Genomic DNA, 17,413 nt, shown 5'->3' with positions numbered 1-17,413 from the left:
GGGCAGTTAAACCTAGGGGGTTCCCCGGCAAGACCGGGGATTACCCAAAGGAATTTATGAACCTAACCTGAAAATGGAAGTGTAATGACCGCTTCCAGCCCGCCACCATCCCTGTTTCTGAGCACAATATCTCCGCCGTGACTGTGAACGACCGTTCGTACAACTGTCAGCCCCAAGCCGACTCCGCCGGTTTTGCGGCTGCGCGAACCTTCCAGCCGGTAAAACGGCGTGAAGACTTGTTGGAGGAATTCCGAAGGGATGCCGGGGCCGCGATCTTTAATAGCGACGGAGATTGCCTTTTCAAGGCAGGTGAGTTCGATCTCGGACTGCGTGCCATATTTCACGGTGTTGTCGATCAAATTGGTGAAAACGCGCTTCAAGCCCATGGGACGCCCTAAATACACCTGATGTTCCGGGCCGTAATAGGGAATATCTATTCCCTGGTCGGTATAATCGTCCCGTATGGTACGCAGTAGCTCCGACAAATCAAACTGCGTTGTCTGTTCGGTTTCGGCATCGTCACGGAAAAAATCCAAAGCCGCGTCGATCATTGCGTGCATTTCATCGACATCGCGAAACAGTTTGGTTTGTTGTTCAGCGTCTTCGATAAACTCCCCGCGCAACCGCATGCGGGTGAGCGGCGTTCGTAAATCGTGAGAAATGGCCATTAACATCGAGGTGCGGTCGGCAACAAATTTCTGTATCTGTGCTTGCATCGCGTTGAAGGCTTTAATGGCGACGCGCAATTCCTGCGGGCCGGCCTCGCACATCTGCGGTGCGCGGGTATCGGCGCCGAACCGGCGCACGGCTTCGGAAAATTGCTCTATCGGCTTTGCCAACTGACGCGCCGCGATAAGGGACAGGGCAACGACAGAGAATATCAGTAGCGTCAAAACAATGCCTATGCGCTTGGCATGCGCAAGCTCCCAATTCTGCCGGGGGGCCGTAAAGACGACCAAGCTATTATCGTGGAGCTCTACTACCATGAAGATCTTTTCCGGTTTGGTAAGGGCGTGCTGTTTTTTTGAAGGTGCTGCGATGTTGCCTTCAGACTCGAAAAACGCAACATTCCATTTGGTATCCCCACGGAATCGTTGGATTGCTTCCGGGGAAAAGGTGACTTCCCTGGCGTTTTCAGACAAAGGCACGACGTGGGACCGGTCCGCATACCAATCGACCTGAAAGTCTTTGATTCCGGTAGACGCCGCCAATCGAGGCCGTGCCGGCGGCGACGCAGCCTCTATAAGTTTTGTGACTATGCGGGCTTGATCAAGAAGTTCGGGCCTTCCGATGGGAGGTAATCCCAACACGCCTTCGACATTAAAATATATCTGGTTGAGCCCTATCGTTGTCAGCGCCGCCAACACAATCGTAAGGGCGAATCTCCGTGCGATGGTATCGCGAGGCCAATGTATACGGTTCATCCGCGCTGCACCGCTGTTGTCAACATGTAGCCGCCATTGCGAATAGTTCGAATAATCTCCGGCGTTTTCGCATCTGTTTCCAGCTTGCGGCGCAACCGGCTTACTTGCGTGTCGATGCTCCGATCATAGACATCATGGTTAATGCCACCCGTCCAATCAAGGAGTTGCTCGCGGCTCAGCACGTGCTGCGGGTGTTCGACAAAGGCGAGCAAAAGATCAAACTCACCGCCGGAAAGAGGGATAAGGACATTGGTGGCTGATCGTAATTCACGTTTGGCGACATCCAACCGCCATTTTCCGAAAGAAAGCACCGGCCGTGTTTCGGTCGAGAGAGCTTTCGGATTGACTTGTGCTTCCGATGTCCGGCGCAACACGGCCTTGACGCGGGCGAGAAGTTCGCGGGCATTGAATGGCTTGGTCAGATAATCATCCGCCCCGATTTCCAGTCCGACAATACGGTCAGTCGGGTCACCCATTGCCGTCAAAATAATTACGGGAATTTTCGAAATCAACCGTAAACGGCGACACAGGCTAAACCCATCTTCACCCTTCAACATGACGTCCAGGATGATGAGATCGAAGGTGTGGTTTTCCAACGCCTTGAACATCTCCGCCCCGCCCCCGGCGACCGTGACGGCATGGTAATGTTGGCTGAAAAACTTGGTCAGCAACGATAAGATTTCCTCATCGTCATCAACAATCAAAAGCTGCGGCATCTCTCTCATACCTCAAGTTTACCATCATAAATCCACGGTGATATGTCTGAAGATCAGTAATTTGTGTCAAGTCAGACACAATATATCGGCGTTGTACGAAAACAGACATTCTTCATACACAATATTCCTTTAGGTTACGTTGCACTGCGACCGCTGCGAGCCGGAAGCAACCGGTTCAAAGAAACCGTGAATCCAAAAATGCAACACCGACCAAAAGGAGAACAAAATGTTGTTTAAAATAGTGCCCGTAGCTGGAATGAATCTGCTCATTACATCCGTGGTTGCACTCGTACTCTCATTTTCCATCCCGGCGATGGCGCAGGCGGAAGATTCTGGAAATGAAGACAAAAGCGACTGGGATGTCTCGCTTGGTCTCGGCCTCGCTGCAGGCCCCGTCTATGAGGGAAGCACACACTACCAGGCCTCGCCGATACCCGTGGTCGCCGTCACGTGGCGCGATACCGTATCCCTTGGCATCGATGGCCTGTCACTTTATCATAAGAGTGGGGGGTTCCGCTATGGTGCGGGACTGACCTATGATCCGGGCCGCAAGGAAAACGGCAAGAACCTGTTAGGTATGTCATCGAGCGATCACCGTCTGGCGGGATTGGGCGATATCAAAGCAGCTATGGGTCTCAAGGCATTTGCTTCATATGACGTGCATCCTTTTCAACATATACCCTTGGTCGTACTCGATGCCTCGGCTACCAAATTGATCGGCGGCAGCACTAACGACGGTGTACTCGTGCAGGGCGGCCTTTCGATGCCATTTCAACTCGGCCAGGACTGGCGACTGACGCCAAAGGTCGGTACGACCTGGGCCAACGACCACTACATGCAGGATTACTTCGGCGTTACCCCTGAACAGGCGGCACGGTCGCGGTTTTCGGCCTACAAGGCTAAAGCCGGCATGAAGGATGCCAGCGTCGGGCTTAACGTAACGTATTCGATTGGCAAGAATTGGTTCGTATCGGGCGATGGCCGGGTCAAAAGGTTGCTAAGCGACGCCGCATCCAGCCCTATCAGCGCAACGAACATAAACGCCGGCATAGTCACGCTGGTGGGATATCATTTTTGAATGGAATACACGCCAGGTAGCTTCTATTCGTAAGTGCACCACATGAAGTAGGAGTAGAACGAGACCTGCTAAAGAGGCAGGTCCACGTTCAACACATTTTCAGCACAATCCGCCCTCTCACGCCCGCCACTCTCCAACATCCCACCATCCAACTCCCACATGTCCCGGTAACGCCGGCTGCGTGCCAGCAGTTCGGCGTGGTTGCCCCGCTCGACGATGCGCCCCTCGTCCATGAGCAGCACCTCGTCCATGGCCTCCAGCCCGATCCGGCTATGGGTGATCACCAACAGCGCCCTGCCCTCGGCATAGCTGAACACCCGTTCCAGCAGCGAACGGGCGGCGGCGGCGTCCACCCCTTCCGTCGGTTCGTCCAACAGCAGGACCGGGCTATCCTTGAGGATGGCCCGGGCAATGGCCAGACGGCGGATCTGGCCGCCGGAGAGCTTCACCCCCCCCTCACCGGCCGACGTGTCGTACCCCTGAGCAAAGGCGGCGATCTCGTCGTGAACCCCCGCAATATCGGCTGCCGCTATTATTTCCTCCTCATTGGCCTCGGGCCGGGCTATCAGCAGGTTCTCCCGCAGGGTGGCGTTGAACAAAAACGGTTGCTGGCTGGCCACCGCCATGAGCCGTCGCACTGTTTCGCCGTCATACTCCCTGATCTCCCGCCCGGCTAGGGTAATGGAGCCGCTATCGTACTCCCGGAAACGGAGCAACAAGGCCAGCAGGGTGCTCTTGCCCGCGCCACTGGTTCCCACCACGGCCACCTTGCGACCGGGCGCAAGGTCAAGGTCGATCCCCTCCAGGGTTGCTGCGCCATCCCCATAGGAAAAGCCCACTCCCCGCAGGGTGAGGAGAGGTGTCTCCGGCAACTGAGCCGGTTCACGGGGTTCGTTGACCGCCGGGGTTTCATCCGCCAGGGAGAAGATGCGCCGGGCCGCCGCCAGGGTCTGCCCCAGCAGGCGAAAGGCCGGCGGGAGCGGCAGGACCGCCTCGAAAGCGGCCTGGCAGAAGAGCGCCAGCATGACCATCTGGGGCCCGGTCAGGGAACCGGCGCGCACCAGGGGGATCGAGATGACCAGCGCCAGCCAGAGGGCAAGGCCGGAACAGAGCCCCACGCCACCGGCGGAGACACCGGCCAGTCCGGCCAGACGGGCTTGATCGGCCAGCAGGCGCCGGTTCAGCTCCACTACCCGCTCCTTCTGACGCCCTGCCGCACCGTAGGCCAGGAGTTCTTCCATCCCCCGCAGGCCGTCCACCACAGCGGTGCGCAGTTCCGCAGAGGTTTGGGTTACCCGTGCCCCCGGCTTGCGCCCCAGCAGATGAACCGCCAGGGGGAGGAAACCGCCGGCCGCGAGGAGCAGCGCTCCGGTCGCCAACGCCACGGCGCTACTGAAATACCACAGGAACAGAATGAACAGCAGGCTGGAACAGAGCGCGGTCAGTACCGGCGCCAGTAGACGCAGGTAAAAATTGTCCAGGCTGTCGATGTCGGCCCGGATACGGCTGAGAAGATCGCCGCTGGCGTAGCTCTCCAACCGCGCCGGGGCCAGCGGTTCGATGCGGCGGTAGATCCAGACCCGCAGACCCGCCAGGAGCCGCAACGAGGCCTGGTGGCTGACCACCCGCTCGGCGTAGCGGCCAAGGGTGCGCCCGATCGCCAGGGTGCGGATACCGGCCGCAGGGTAGTGATAGTTGATGGGGGTGCCGTTGATCCCGGCCAGGGCCATGGCGGCGATGAACCACCCCGAGAGGGCCAAGAGCCCCACATTGGCAAAAAGCGTCACCAGCGAGAGCCCGAGAGCGGCCAAGAGCCAGGCGCGATAGGGCCACGCCAGTTTCAGGAGGCGCAGGATATCCCTCATGCCCCCTCCCCGGCGGCAGCCATGCGAGCGAACAGCCCACCCGCACCCTTCAGTTCATCATAGTGTCCCTGCTCGATGATCCTCCCCCCACTCATGACAACGACCCGGTCGGCATCCTCCAGGGTGGCCAGGCGGTGGGCGATGGACAATACGGTCCGGCCTTGGGCAAGTTCGCCGAGCGCCTCCCGGACCAACGTCTCCGAATGGGCGTCCAGTCCGGCGGTCGGTTCATCGGTGATGATCAGGGGGCTGTCCTTGAGGAATACCCGTGCCAGCGCGATACGCCGAGCCTGGCCGCCGGACAGTCCGGCCCCCTGTTCGCCGATCACCGTATCCAGCCCATGGGGCAAGCGGGCGATAAACTCCCCGCAACGGGCCCGTGAAGCAGCCTGGAGAACATCTGTGTCCGTGGCGTCCCGGCGCCCCAGGCGGATATTATCGCCGATGGTGCCGTGAAAGAGGTGGGGACTCTGGGGAACCCAGGCCACATGACAACGCCATTGATCGGGATCACATTGTGCCAGGTCCACGCCGTTGACCAGCACCCGTCCATGTTCCGGCAGGGCAAAACCCAGGAGCAGCGCCGCCAGGGTGCTTTTCCCGGCCCCGCTCGGCCCCACCAGAGCGACCCGTTCTCCCGGCGCCAAGTTGAGCGTCACGCCATCGATCACGGGGGGAGAGTCAGGGGCGTAGCGGAAGCGGACATCTTCGAGGCAGATCCGGAGCGGCGAGATGGGGGGTAGCGGGCGGGGGGCAGCGGGTCGGGGGGCAGGCGGGGTGTCCAGCAGGCTGAAGATACGTTCGGCCGCGCCGATGGCCTCCATGCGGGCATGGTAGTAGTTCCCCATCAGGCGTAGCGGCAGGTAGAATTCCGGCGCCAGGAGCAGCACGGTGAAACCGTCCTGAAAGGCCATGCCCCCTTTCAAGAGCCGGAAGCCGATAACCACCGCCATCAACGCCACGCTGACCGTGGCAAAGAACTCCAGGACCAGGGCGGAGAGGAAGGCCATGTAGAGAACCGACATGGTGGCCCGGCGGTAATCGTCCGAGATGCGGGCGATCATCTCGGCTTCGCGCCGCGAGGCGTTGAACATGCGGAGGGTGGCCAGTCCGTTGACCCGGTCGAGAAAGTATCCCCCCAGGCGGGCCAGGGTTTGCCACTGGCGCTGGTTGAGCCGTTCGGCACCCCGGCCGATCAGGATAGTGAAAAAGGGGATGAAGGGGGCCGTGAACAGCATGATCCCGGCCGAGATCCAGTCGGCCGGAACAACCGCAGCAAGAATGGAGAGCGGTACCACGGCCATCACGGCCAGGTGGGGCAGGTAGCGGCTGTAGTAACCTTCCAGCGCCTCCACGCCGTCCACGATCACCGTGGCCACCTCGCCGGCCCGATCCCCCTTGAGTTGCAAAGGACCGGCATCCAGCAGGCGTTGGAAGAGATCGTTACGCACCTCCTGGCGGATGGTGGCCGAGGCCGCGAAGGCGACCCGCTCGGAGACCCAGGAGAGTCCGGCTCTCGCCAGCATCAGGGGGGGGAGCCAGAGCAGTTGGGGCAGCACCTCCCGGTAACCGGAACCATCTATCATGACCCGGTGCACCAGCCCGGCCACGATCAGGGCCTGGGCGATCAGCACGAAGCCGCTCGCGATACCCAGCCCCACGGCCAGCAGCAGGGTCGGTTTCACACGGTTCTTGAGGAGGTTCAGGCGTTGTTCGGGAGCAGGTTTTTCAGTGATGTCCTCACTCACGGCAATCCGGTTACGCCGGAATGCCGCGCCGGCGCGCAGCCTCGAACAGGGCGATGCCGCCGGCCACCGAGGCGTTCAGGGAAGATACGCCGCCGTAGAGCGGGATCGATAGGACCACGTCGCACTGTTTGCGCACCAGGGGACGAATCCCCTCCCCTTCGTTTCCCACCAACAGGACGACCTTGCCGGAAAAATCCACATCGTAGAGCGACTGCCCGGCCTCGCCGGCCAGGCCGTAGACCCAGTAACCGCCATCCTTGAGCACCTGGAGGCTCTGGGCCACGTTGGTCACCTGGGCGACCGGGATGGTCTCGACCGCACCGGCCGAAGCCTTTTCCACGGTCGGGGTAACGCCGACGGCGCGGTCTTTGGGGATGATGATGCCGTCGCAACCGGCACAGGCTGCGGTGCGGATCAGCGCCCCCAGATTGTGGGGGTCCTGGATGCCGTCCAGCACCAGCAGAAAACCGCTGCGTCCCGCCTCGTCAATGCGGGCCACGAGATCGTCCAGGTCGGCATACCGGAAGGGCTCAACCATGAGCGCAACCCCCTGGTGGTGGCTGGAGGCGCACAGCTTGGTCAGATCGTCGCGCTCGCGCCGGTGGATCGGAACGCCCCGTTCCTCGGCCAGCTTGAGGATCTTCTCGAGACGATGGTCGGTTGCCGAGGACTGTACATACAGTTCAAAGGCTCCACGCGCGCCGCGCAGCGCCTCCTTGACCGGATTGACGCCGAAGACCAGTTCGCCTTTCATGGGCACCCTCCTGCGATTTCGTCCACGATCATCCGGCTGGCGGCCACCGGATCGCCCGCCTTGGCGATGGGGCGGCCGATCACCAGATAGTCTGCTCCGGCGGTAACCGCCTCGGCCGGTGTCATGACGCGTTTCTGGTCGTCCAGGGAGGCGAACGAGGGCCGAACGCCGGGGGTAACGATCAGGAAATCCGGGCCGCAGGCCGCGCGGATCGATTCGATCTCCAGGGGCGAGGCGACCACGCCGTCCATGCCGGAATCCTTGGCCAGACGGGCCAGGCGGACGACCATCTCCTCCACCGGCCTCTCGATCCCCACCTGGCGCAGGGTCTCGGCCGTGGACGAGGTCAGAATGGTCACAGCCAGGAGCCGGGGGCGCTCGTCGCCGAACTCCTTGCGCACCGTGGCGGCGGCCGTAGCCATCATCTCTTCCCCCCCCAGGGCGTGCAGGTTGGCCAGTTGCACCCCGAGCCGGGCCGCCTCGACCATGGCCTTGGCCACGGTGTTGGGGATGTCGTGATACTTGAGATCGAGAAAAACTTTGCCACCGTGACGCTGCACGGTCTTGACCGCCTCGGGGCCACAGGAGGTGAACAACTCCTTGCCGACCTTGAACATCCCCACATGGCCGGCCAATTGCGCCGCCCAGCGGTCGATGTCGGCCAGTCCGTGCACATCCAGGGCAAAGATGATTTTATCGCGTGCTTGTTCGGGCGTCATAACTACCTTTCTTAATTTGTCACGGAGACACAGAGACATAGAGGTTAGGAAGGGGAGACCACCCCCTGCCCCCCTCCTTATCAAGGAGGGGGATCATCTGGGCGTTTTTCCTCCCCTCCTAGTTTAGGAGGGGTCGGGGGTGGTAGCCATCCTCAGTTTACAAACTTACTTTTCCTTCTCCGTGTCTCTGTGGCGAAATTTGATTTTGTTACTTAGATTTTGTTCTACAACAGGTTCGCCGCCAGTTCCGCCAACTCGGAACGTTCCCCCTTGGTCAGGGTCACGTGGGCGGCGATCTTCTCCCCCTTGAACCGCTCAACCAGGAAGCTCAGGCCGTTGCTGGACGAATCCACGTAGGGGTTGTCGATCTGGTAGGGGTCGCCGGTCAGGATGATCTTGGTCCCCTCTCCCACCCGGGTGACGATGGTTTTGATCTCATGGGGGGTCAGGTTCTGAGCCTCGTCCACGATCAGATACTGGTTGGGGATGGAGCGGCCGCGGATGTAGGTCAAGGGCTCGATATCCAGAAGTCCCATGGCCATCAACTCCTTGTACCCCTTGCTGTGGCGCTTCTCCGATTCGTGTCCCGAGATGAGCAGTTCCACGTTGTCGAAGATCGGCTGCATCCAGGGTGTCAGTTTTTCCTCGATATCGCCCGGCAGAAATCCCAGGTCCTTGCCCATGGGGAAAACCGGCCGGGAAACGAGCAGGCGATTGTAAATATTCTCCTCGGCGGTCTTGTGCAGGCCGGCGGCGATGGCCAAAAGCGTCTTGCCGGTGCCCGCCTTGCCCACCAGGGTCACCAGTTTGATGGAGTCGTCCATCAGCACATCCAGGGCAAAGGATTGCTCGCGGTTGCGGGCGAAGATGCTCCAGATCCCCTCCTTGGGGACCTTGCGCACCGGGACGATGTGCCCGCTCTCCGCGTCGTAGCGGCAGATGGCGGTATGGGAGGCGTTGCTACTGTCCGTAATGGTGATGAACTCATTGGGGGCAAGCCCTTGCGGCGCCTCCAGCCAGTTCTGCCCGTAAAACCGGTCCACGGCCTCGGGCGTCATCTCGATGCTGCGGGTCCCGGAATAGAGATCCTGGATATCAATCTTGTCCGATTCGTAATCCTCGGCGGCCAAACCGATGGCATCGGCCTTGATGCGCAGGTTGGTGTCCTTGGTGACGAAGATGAGCTCGGTGTCGGGAAAGCGGTCGCGCATATCCAGGGCTACCGCCAGGATGCGGTTGTCGCCGCTGTCCACCCGCAGGTCCACCGGTAGACGCTTGAGATAGTTTTCGCTGAACAGTTCGACCCGCAGGGTACCCTGTCCGGGGAGCGTAACGCCGGACGCCAGCGAGCCCTTTTCCCGCATGGTGTCGAGGATGCGTGAGATCTGACGGGCATTGCGGCCGGTTTCGTTCATGTCCTTTTTGAAACGGTCAACCTCTTCAATCACGGTTATGGGGATGATGATGTTGTTGTCCTGAAATCTGAACAGGGACTGGGGATCATGCAGCAGCACATTGGTGTCGAGGATGAAGTTTTTCACGGAAGGCCTTTCTGTCGGGAGGATTAATCAAACAAGAGACCAAACACATTCAAATCTGCCGCAGGGGCACGGAGACACGGAGAAAACCCTGAGGATACGTACAAACATTCAATTAAATAAGAGCAGTTACGTAGCTATATTTTAAGTTTTGAATTAAGTTTCTATATAGTTCTCTGAGTCTCTGTGGCAGATTTATATGCCTCTCTAAAGCTGGCAGCATTCTACAACGGCATCGCAGAAAATAGCAATCTCTTCGCCCGTGGAGAACCAGCCCGGACTCATGCGCAGGGTGCCGCCGGGGAAGCTGCCCAGGCTGCGGTGCGCCTGGGGTGCGCAGTGCAACCCGGCCCGCACGGCGATATCATGGTTGTGGTCCAGCATGAATGCCAAGGCAGCGGGGTCGGTTCCCGCGACGGTAAAGGAGAGTACGCCGCCACGCAGGGCCGGGTCGGATGGGCCGTAGAGTGTGACCTGCGGCAACTCGGCCAAACGCCGTGCGGCTGATCCGACCAGGTGGCGTTCCTTGTCCCCGATGGCTGATACGCCCTGTTCCAGGACGAATTCGACCCCGGCTTTGAGCCCGGCGATACCGGGCATATTATGGGTGCCCGCCTCGAAACCGTCCGGCAGGGTCAGGGGCTGTTCCTCGGCAGTGGAACTGGTGCCGGTCCCCCCCTGAAGAAGCGGTTTCAGGTGGACAGCCGGGGAGGCGTAGAGGAAACCGGTTCCCTGGGGGCCATAGAGCCCCTTGTGCCCCGGTGCGGCCAAAAGATCGATGCCGGTCCTGATTACATCGATCGGTTCGCTGCCCGCCGATTGGGCCGCATCCACCAGGAACAGCGCGCCGGCCTCCCGGGCGATTGCCCCTATCCTGTCAATGGGCTGAATTGTGCCGCACACGTTGGAGATATGGGCCATGGCGACCATCCGGGTAGTGGGCCTCAGGGCGCGTCTGACATCGTCCGGGTCCACCATGCCGGTGCCGTCGGCCCTGACCACGGTCACCTCCACCCCCGATGCGCGCAAGGCGGTCAGAGGACGCATCAGGGAGTTGTGTTCCATGGAGGTGGTAACCACATGGTCACCCGGGACAAGAACGCCCCGAAGCGCCAGGTTGAGCGCCTCGGTGGTGCTATGGGTCATGATGATCCGCGAAGAGTCGGGAATGGCGAACAGGGTGGCGATGGCTTCGCGTGCCTGGAGCAGTAGACGACCGGCTTCCAGGGAACGCCGATGCCCCCCCCGCCCCGGCGACGAACCGATCTCCCGCATGGCGTGCATGACCGCCTGGTAAACGGATTCCGGTTTGGGGTGGGATGTCGCCGCGTTATCGAGATAGATGGACATAGGGCTATGCTTCAAGGCAGAATGGCTGGTTGGCTGGAAAGCCAGGGAAAGACCTGCACCGTGCCGGAACGCGGTTCCCGTGAACCGTCGAACACCTTGGATGAAATGGTCTTTTCATCGTCGCCCCCCCACCAGTTTTGCACGGCAACCACATCTTCACGTCCGGCATTATAGAGATTGAAGCCACCGTTGCCGCGGAAAGCGCATCCCCAGACCGTTACCCGGCCGTCCTCGGTTCGCAGGGCATCGTGGTCGTTGTCGGCGAAAAGAGACCGATTGATCTTCATACGGCTGGAGCCGAGATGCAGGGCCGTATCCTTATTGAGCATGAAGCGCGTCATGAAGATCTGCCCCTCCCCTCCCGTTACCATCGCTCCGGCACCGTTCGAGGAGATGTTGCAGGAACTGATCCTGAGACGGCATTCCTCGGCCCGAATCCCCCGCTGGCCGTTGTCCGTCACGCTGGTGGACGCCAGGACGACCGACGAACGGAACAGGGACATCCCCTGGCGGTTCGTGCTCACACTGCTGTCGCGCAATTCGAATTCGGCATCATGTACCTCGATGCCCGTTTCACAGGCTGAAAAACTCGACGATGCAAGGGTGGCGCTGCTGTCACGCAGCGACAGACCTATTTTTGAGAGGGCGACGCGCGCCGACTTGGCGGTAAAGGCCGAAAAATGCGCTTCGAGCCCCGTTTCCGCCCCTTCGATGGCGGTATGTTCGAACTGGTTGCGTTTTTCGGTTGCAAGCAGCAGGATACCGCCCCAGTCTCCCGTGACCGGCATGGGGGCATCCGAAGAAAACAGGATCGGCCGTTCGGCCGTGCCGATACTCTGAATACGCCCCATGACAACCAGGCGGGCCTTGCGGAGAGCGCCATCGACCCGGGCAAAGCGCACCGTCGTTCCCGGTTCGATGCGAAGCGTGGCCTGGGGGGCAATCACCAAAGCTCCCTTGATCAGTACGGTCCCACGCCACGTGACGTCTTCGGTGAGGGTCGCATGGTCGTAACGGATATCAGGGCGTTTTTGGGGGGACGAGGAGGGGCCGTCAACGGCATGGGATACCTGGGGACGGGCCGATTCAAGGGGGACAATACCTTGGAGCCGTGCCGCCATGGCGCTTCTGGTGAGCGGGTTTTCTTCACTCGCGGCGCAGATGCTCCGGCAAACGATCAGTGGCAGGATTATGAGGCAGATGCCGACGCAGCTGAAAACAAGGTTCTTCACACGGTGCTCCATTCGGTAATGTCTTAGCTTCTACCATAGTTGCGGGGTAGCTGTAAATTTTTTGTTCTTTTCAGTACGTTAGATTTGCCGTAAATATTATATTGACTTGTCATATATGTTGTGGTTTTATTTTGCGCGCTCCACCAAATATTGTGGTTTTGTGCGAGTAATATATTCTACCCCCAATTCCTCAAAATAACTCGATTTTTTCACGCCACAAGGAGAACCATCCATGAAAAAGGAATCCTCACACGACACAATCCCCGACCTTTCGAAAAATGCCGCAACCGTCCTTGAAAAGCGCTATTTGAGGCGCGATGCCGAGGGCAAGGTGTTGGAGACGCCGGCGCACATGTTCCGCCGCGTCGCCGAAACCATTGCGGCTCCCAATAAAAAATTCGACAAAAAGACCGACCTCAAAGGCTTGGCCGACACGTTTTACCGCATGATGACCAACTTCGAATTTCTTCCCAACTCCCCGACCCTGATGAATGCCGGCCGCCAACTGGGACAACTCTCGGCCTGCTTCGTCCTGCCGGTGGGCGATTCCATGGAAGAGATCTTCGACGCCGTCAAATTCACCGCCCTGATCCATAAATCCGGCGGCGGCACCGGTTTTTCCTTCTCGCGCCTGCGTCCGGCCAATGACGTGGTCAGTTCGACCACCGGCATCTCCAGCGGCCCGCTCTCCTTCATGCGGGTGTTCGATATCGCCACCGAAACCATCAAGCAGGGTGGCACCCGGCGCGGCGCCAATATGGGCATCCTGCGGGTCGACCACCCCAACATCATGGATTTCATCATGTGCAAGGCCGACCAGAAGCAACTCAACAACTTCAATATCTCCGTCGGGTTGACCGAGAAATTCATGCAGGCCGTGGAGCGGGACGAAGAGTACGACCTGATCAACCCCCGCGACAAGAAGGTCTTTGGCCGTCAAAACGCCCGCAAGGTCTTTCACCGTATCGTGGTGCAGGCCTGGGAAAACGGCGAACCGGGCATCATCTTCCTGGACCGGCTCAACCGTGACAACCCGACCCCCCATATCGGTGAGATCGAATCCACCAATCCCTGCGGCGAACAGCCTTTGCTCCCCTACGAATCCTGTAACCTGGGCTCCATCAACCTGGGAAAATTTGTCAAGGACGGCACCGTTGACTGGAAGAAACTGAAAACCGTCGTGCATGACTCGGTAAACTTTTTGGATAACGTCATCGAGGCCAACAACTATCCCCTGCAACAGATTCACGACATGACCCACGCTAACCGCAAGATCGGCCTGGGGGTCATGGGATGGGCCGACATGCTGATCCTGCTGGGAGTGCCCTACAACTCCGAAGAGGCGGTCAAACTGGGCAAAAAGGTAATGAAGTTCATCAACGACGAGGGGCATCTGGCATCCCAGGAATTGGGCAAGCAACGCGGCTCCTTCCCCAATTTTCAGGGTTCGATCTTCGACACGAAGGGCGCAACGCCCATGCGCAACGCAACGGTTACCACCATTGCGCCCACCGGCACCATCTCGATCATCTCCAATGCCTCCTCCGGTGTGGAGCCTCTCTTTGCCGTTTCCTACATCCGTACCGTCATGGACAAGAACGTGCTGGTGGAGGTTAATCCGATCTTCGAACAGATCGCCAAGGAGCGTGGGTTCTATTCCGAAGCGCTGATGAAGAAGATCGCCGAACACGGCACCGTCCACGACATCCCCGAGGTGCCGGAAGACGTGCGCAGGGTCTTCGTCACCGCCCACGACATCACCCCCGAAGACCATATCCAGATGCAGGCCGCCTTCCAACTCTACACCGACAACGCGGTCTCCAAGACGGTTAACTTCCCCAATTCGGCCACCATGGACGATGTGGAAAAGGCCTACATGCTGGCCTACGAGTCCGGTTGCAAGGGTGTCACCATCTATCGTGACGGTTCCCGCGACGAGCAGGTGCTTTCCACCGGCAAGAAAGAGGAACAGCAGGCCGCCGTGGCTGCCACGCCGGTGGAAGACGAGAAGAAGGCCATCAAGCGCGACCGTCCCAAGGCGCTCAAAGGATGGACCTATCAGATGCAGACCGGTTGCGGGCCACTCTACGTAACCGTCAACGAGGACAACAACGGTTTGTTCGAACTCTTCACCACCATGGGCAAGGCCGGCGGTTGCGCCGCATCCCAAAGCGAGGCCATCGGCCGCATGGTTTCCCTGGCATGGCGCAGCGGCGTCCAGGCCCGTCAGGTCATCAAACAACTCCTGGGGATCTCCTGCCACTGCCCCTCCGGCTTTGGCGACAACCGCATACTTTCCTGCGCCGACGCCGTGGCCAAGGCCATCCAGGCCCACATGGTGGCCAACGGCTACGACATCGACGCCGAAACCGCCACCCAGGAACGGGGCGCCTGCCCCGATTGCGGCGGCATCATCGAGCACGAGGGGGGCTGCTGCGTCTGCCGCGTGTGCGGATACTCGGAGTGTGCGTAACCGCCTTCGTTCATACGTCCCCCTTTGACAAAGGGGGATTGAGGGGGATTTGCTCTTGACTTTAAACCGGCGCTACGGAATTATTCCGGGCGCCGGTTTGCGTTTTTGAGGTCAGCATTGTGCATGTTCATGGGTGAATTGTTCCATTTGGGGGGATCGGCAATTTACGCGCGCGCGTGAATCGCTCAGCGAGGATTAAATGATATGGCAACTACAATGACAATTCTGAGACTTTTTGTCGGGTCTCCAGGTGATGTAACACATGAGAGAGAAATATTAGAAGAAATCGTACGGGAACTAAATCTTGTCTGGAGCAGGCAACTGGGCATTTATCTTGAGCTTACAAAGTGGGAAACCCATGCCTATCCGGGAGTCGGAACTGAACCTCAGGCAGTCATTAACGAACAGATTGGCGAGGATTGGGACATATTTATCGGCATAATGTGGACAAGGTTTGGCACTCCTACAAAAAATTATGGATCAGGCACAGAGGAGGAGTTTGAAATCGGGCTACGATTGTTTAAAGAGAGCCCAAGGCTGAAGAGGGTTATGTTCTATTTCAACAATGCTCCGGTAAGTCCGTCTGCTGTAGACATAGATCAATTCCGTCATGTAATTCAGTTTAAAAACAAATTGGGGGAAAAAGGTTCCCTCTATTGGGAATACCATAACGAAGAAGAATTTTCACAGTTAGTACGAATGCACTTAAGCCGTCAGATACAAGATTGGGGTAATAAATGGGGAGAGCAGCAGTCTGAGCCTATGGTGCCGGTGGTAGTTGCTGTGGTTGAGGAAGTAGCAAATACTTCCGAAGACGAGGGTTTTCTAGACCTTGTTGAAGACGGCTGTGAAAAGTTTGCGGCAATGACATCTGTAATGGCCTCAATGACCGAAGCTGCAATGAATTTAAATGAAAAAGTAGATGAGAAAAATACTGATCTACTAGCAGCAAATCAAGCAGGAGATTTAAAGGCCATCAAGAGGCTAACCAATTCGATAGCAGAAGATCTCGACTTCTTCGCTTCCCTTCTTGAGGCTGAAACGCCCATTTTCGCTGAGGCTTTAAAGAACGGCATAAACACAATGACCAAGGCAACAAACATTGTAAAAGAATTTATTACTGGTGATGTTTCAGAGATAAAAAATACTTTAGCGGGAATGAGAGGCTTTCGTGATGCCTTAATTGGCGCCAAATCCGGAAATGATTCATTTTACCAGCAGTTAGAATCAACACCACGAATGACAACTTTGATGAATCATGCAAAACGGCGCGCATTGAAGGTAATGGGGAGCCTCAGTAGAGAAATAGATATGGGTATTAACCTTATGACTGAGCTTGAAAAAAATCTTATAGATATCATTGAGCAAAGCGAAGTTATTTTGCCACATGGAGGGAGTGCCGATTGTTGATGTTACTTCCAACCATCGGCGAAAAGAGTATGGACCCGCCCAAAATAACTGGCGGAGAGCCTTAAAGGGGCAGCCCTTGACACGAGACAATAAACTTGAATTGACCCCCAAAATGTCTCATGTCAGGGGCTGCCCCCCTCAGCTCTTTGCATGAAGGTTGGGGACAATCCCCCCTTTGACAAAGGGGGGTTAGGGGGGATTTGCTTTCGTCATACTCTCCTACCAAGTGGAGATTCATTGATGCTGCCATACGGTCAAAATCTGAACAAACCAGCCCGTGCACTGCGGAGCAACATGACAGATGCGGAACAACTGCTTTGGTCGCACGTACGACGGAAGCAAATACTCGGGATTCAGTTTTATCGTCAAAAGCCAATCGGCCCGTTTATAGTTGATTTTTATGCGCCGGCAACCGGATTGGTGATTGAAGTCGATGGCAGCCAACATTATGAAAAGCAACATCGTCGTCGAGATGAGGAACGTGATGCGGCGCTTGCAACGCTGGGGCTGACCGTGCTGCGTTTTGATAATTTGCAGGTATTGACGGAGCTGAATGCTGTAATGGAGCATATATATTCGGCTGTTCAGGAACGGATTGAGGCAAATCCCCCCTGCCCCCCTTTTGTAAAGGGGGGATAATAACCAGCCCCCCATCCAAAGACTTAACACCCTACCGAAAGGACCTCCCATGAAAAACCTGCTTTCCCTGCTCCTGCTGTCCGCAGCCCTCCTGGCGTCCGCCGTGCCTAGCCATGCCGACGACACCAAAAATGACCGGATTGCGGCCACCAGGGCATATCTGAAGGCCGTGCCGCCCGAAAACATGGCCAAAGACCTGACAACCGAGATACTGAAGACCGTCCCACCGGAACAGCAGGCAATGGCCGCAGAAACCCTCAAAAAGGCGCTCGATCCCAAGTTCCTGGAATCGGTCACCCTTACGGCCATGCCCAAACATTTCACGACAGATGAAATCAAGGCGCTGACCAAATTCTACACCAGCGCCGAGGGGTCCTCGATCATGAAGAAATTCGGGGCTTATATGGCGGATATCATGCCTGCGGTGCAGAGCCGGATCATGAGCACTCTTGCGCCCTAACCGGTTC

14 protein-coding genes are annotated in these 17,413 nt (G+C 58.1%); 5 read left to right on the top strand and 9 right to left on the bottom strand.

From position 1 onward, the window contains the following. Window positions 1–62 precede the first annotated feature (62 nt). Window positions 63–1,424 carry a sensor histidine kinase gene (locus ET418_RS00950; protein WP_149305701.1) on the bottom strand — a complete coding sequence of 454 codons (1,362 nt, stop codon included), beginning with the start codon at window positions 1,422–1,424 and terminating at the stop codon, window positions 63–65. Beyond that, on the bottom strand, window positions 1,421–2,140 hold the full coding sequence (locus ET418_RS00945) for a response regulator (protein ID WP_149305700.1): 720 nt from the start codon (window positions 2,138–2,140) through the stop codon (window positions 1,421–1,423). The genes ET418_RS00950 and ET418_RS00945 overlap by 4 nt, the downstream gene beginning before the upstream one ends. Window positions 2,141–2,366: 226 nt before the next feature. Here ET418_RS00945 and ET418_RS00940 point away from each other — a divergent pair, with 226 nt between their 5' ends. Further along, window positions 2,367–3,218 carry a MipA/OmpV family protein gene (locus tag ET418_RS00940; protein WP_149305699.1) on the top strand — a complete coding sequence of 284 codons (852 nt, stop codon included), beginning with the start codon at window positions 2,367–2,369 and terminating at the stop codon, window positions 3,216–3,218. Window positions 3,219–3,286: 68 nt separating this feature from the next. On the opposite strand, the gene cydC is transcribed toward ET418_RS00940, so the two are convergent. The 7 genes from cydC to ET418_RS00905 all read right to left on the bottom strand — a co-directional run bounded on the left by cydC (window position 3,287) and on the right by ET418_RS00905 (window position 12,424). Further along, window positions 3,287–5,083, bottom strand: coding sequence for a thiol reductant ABC exporter subunit CydC (gene cydC, locus ET418_RS00935; RefSeq protein ID WP_149305698.1), 1,797 nt, complete (start codon window positions 5,081–5,083; stop codon window positions 3,287–3,289). Next, the gene (gene cydD, locus ET418_RS00930) at window positions 5,080–6,831 is read right to left on the bottom strand and encodes a thiol reductant ABC exporter subunit CydD (protein ID WP_218043350.1); all 1,752 of its coding nucleotides are present in this window, start codon (window positions 6,829–6,831) and stop codon (window positions 5,080–5,082) included. The genes cydC and cydD overlap by 4 nt, the downstream gene beginning before the upstream one ends. A 10-nt stretch (window positions 6,832–6,841) precedes the next feature. Then, entirely contained in the window at window positions 6,842–7,585 is a 744-nt protein-coding gene (gene rlmB / locus ET418_RS00925; protein ID WP_149305697.1) for a 23S rRNA (guanosine(2251)-2'-O)-methyltransferase RlmB, read from the bottom strand. Continuing rightward, complete coding sequence (gene pyrF / locus ET418_RS00920) at window positions 7,582–8,304, bottom strand: orotidine-5'-phosphate decarboxylase (protein WP_149305696.1); 723 nt, start codon at window positions 8,302–8,304, stop codon at window positions 7,582–7,584. Before pyrF ends, rlmB begins: the two co-directional genes overlap by 4 nt. Before the next feature lie 224 nt (window positions 8,305–8,528). Next, window positions 8,529–9,845, bottom strand: a complete 1,317-nt coding sequence (locus ET418_RS00915) for a PhoH family protein (RefSeq protein WP_149305695.1) — start codon at window positions 9,843–9,845, stop codon at window positions 8,529–8,531. Window positions 9,846–10,049: 204 nt separating this feature from the next. Then, a complete protein-coding gene (locus ET418_RS00910) occupies window positions 10,050–11,192 on the bottom strand; it encodes an aminotransferase class V-fold PLP-dependent enzyme (RefSeq protein ID WP_149305694.1) in 1,143 nt (380 codons plus the stop codon). An 11-nt stretch (window positions 11,193–11,203) separates the two neighbouring features. Further along, the gene (locus tag ET418_RS00905; RefSeq protein WP_188055189.1) at window positions 11,204–12,424 is read right to left on the bottom strand and encodes a right-handed parallel beta-helix repeat-containing protein; all 1,221 of its coding nucleotides are present in this window, start codon (window positions 12,422–12,424) and stop codon (window positions 11,204–11,206) included. Between the two features lie 232 nt (window positions 12,425–12,656). Between ET418_RS00905 and ET418_RS00900 the strand changes: the two genes are divergently transcribed. The 4 genes from ET418_RS00900 (at window position 12,657) to ET418_RS00885 (ending at window position 17,406) form a co-directional block, all read left to right on the top strand. Further along, the gene (locus ET418_RS00900) at window positions 12,657–14,897 is read left to right on the top strand and encodes a vitamin B12-dependent ribonucleotide reductase (RefSeq protein ID WP_149305692.1); all 2,241 of its coding nucleotides are present in this window, start codon (window positions 12,657–12,659) and stop codon (window positions 14,895–14,897) included. 204 nt (window positions 14,898–15,101) lie between these two features. Continuing rightward, window positions 15,102–16,307, top strand: a complete 1,206-nt coding sequence (locus ET418_RS00895; RefSeq protein ID WP_149305691.1) for a DUF4062 domain-containing protein — start codon at window positions 15,102–15,104, stop codon at window positions 16,305–16,307. Between the two features lie 240 nt (window positions 16,308–16,547). Then, the gene (locus tag ET418_RS00890) at window positions 16,548–16,946 is read left to right on the top strand and encodes an endonuclease domain-containing protein (protein WP_149306059.1); all 399 of its coding nucleotides are present in this window, start codon (window positions 16,548–16,550) and stop codon (window positions 16,944–16,946) included. Window positions 16,947–16,995: 49 nt separating this feature from the next. Next, window positions 16,996–17,406 (top strand): DUF2059 domain-containing protein, encoded by a 411-nt coding sequence (locus ET418_RS00885; RefSeq protein WP_149305690.1) that lies wholly within the window; start codon window positions 16,996–16,998, stop codon window positions 17,404–17,406. Window positions 17,407–17,413 lie beyond the last annotated feature (7 nt).

This window comes from Oryzomonas rubra (genome assembly GCF_008369015.1).
GTDB lineage: Bacteria > Desulfobacterota > Desulfuromonadia > Geobacterales > Pseudopelobacteraceae > Oryzomonas > Oryzomonas japonica.
The sequence above is the reverse complement of the archived record's forward strand: the minus strand, read 5'-3'. Positions and strand labels throughout refer to the sequence as shown.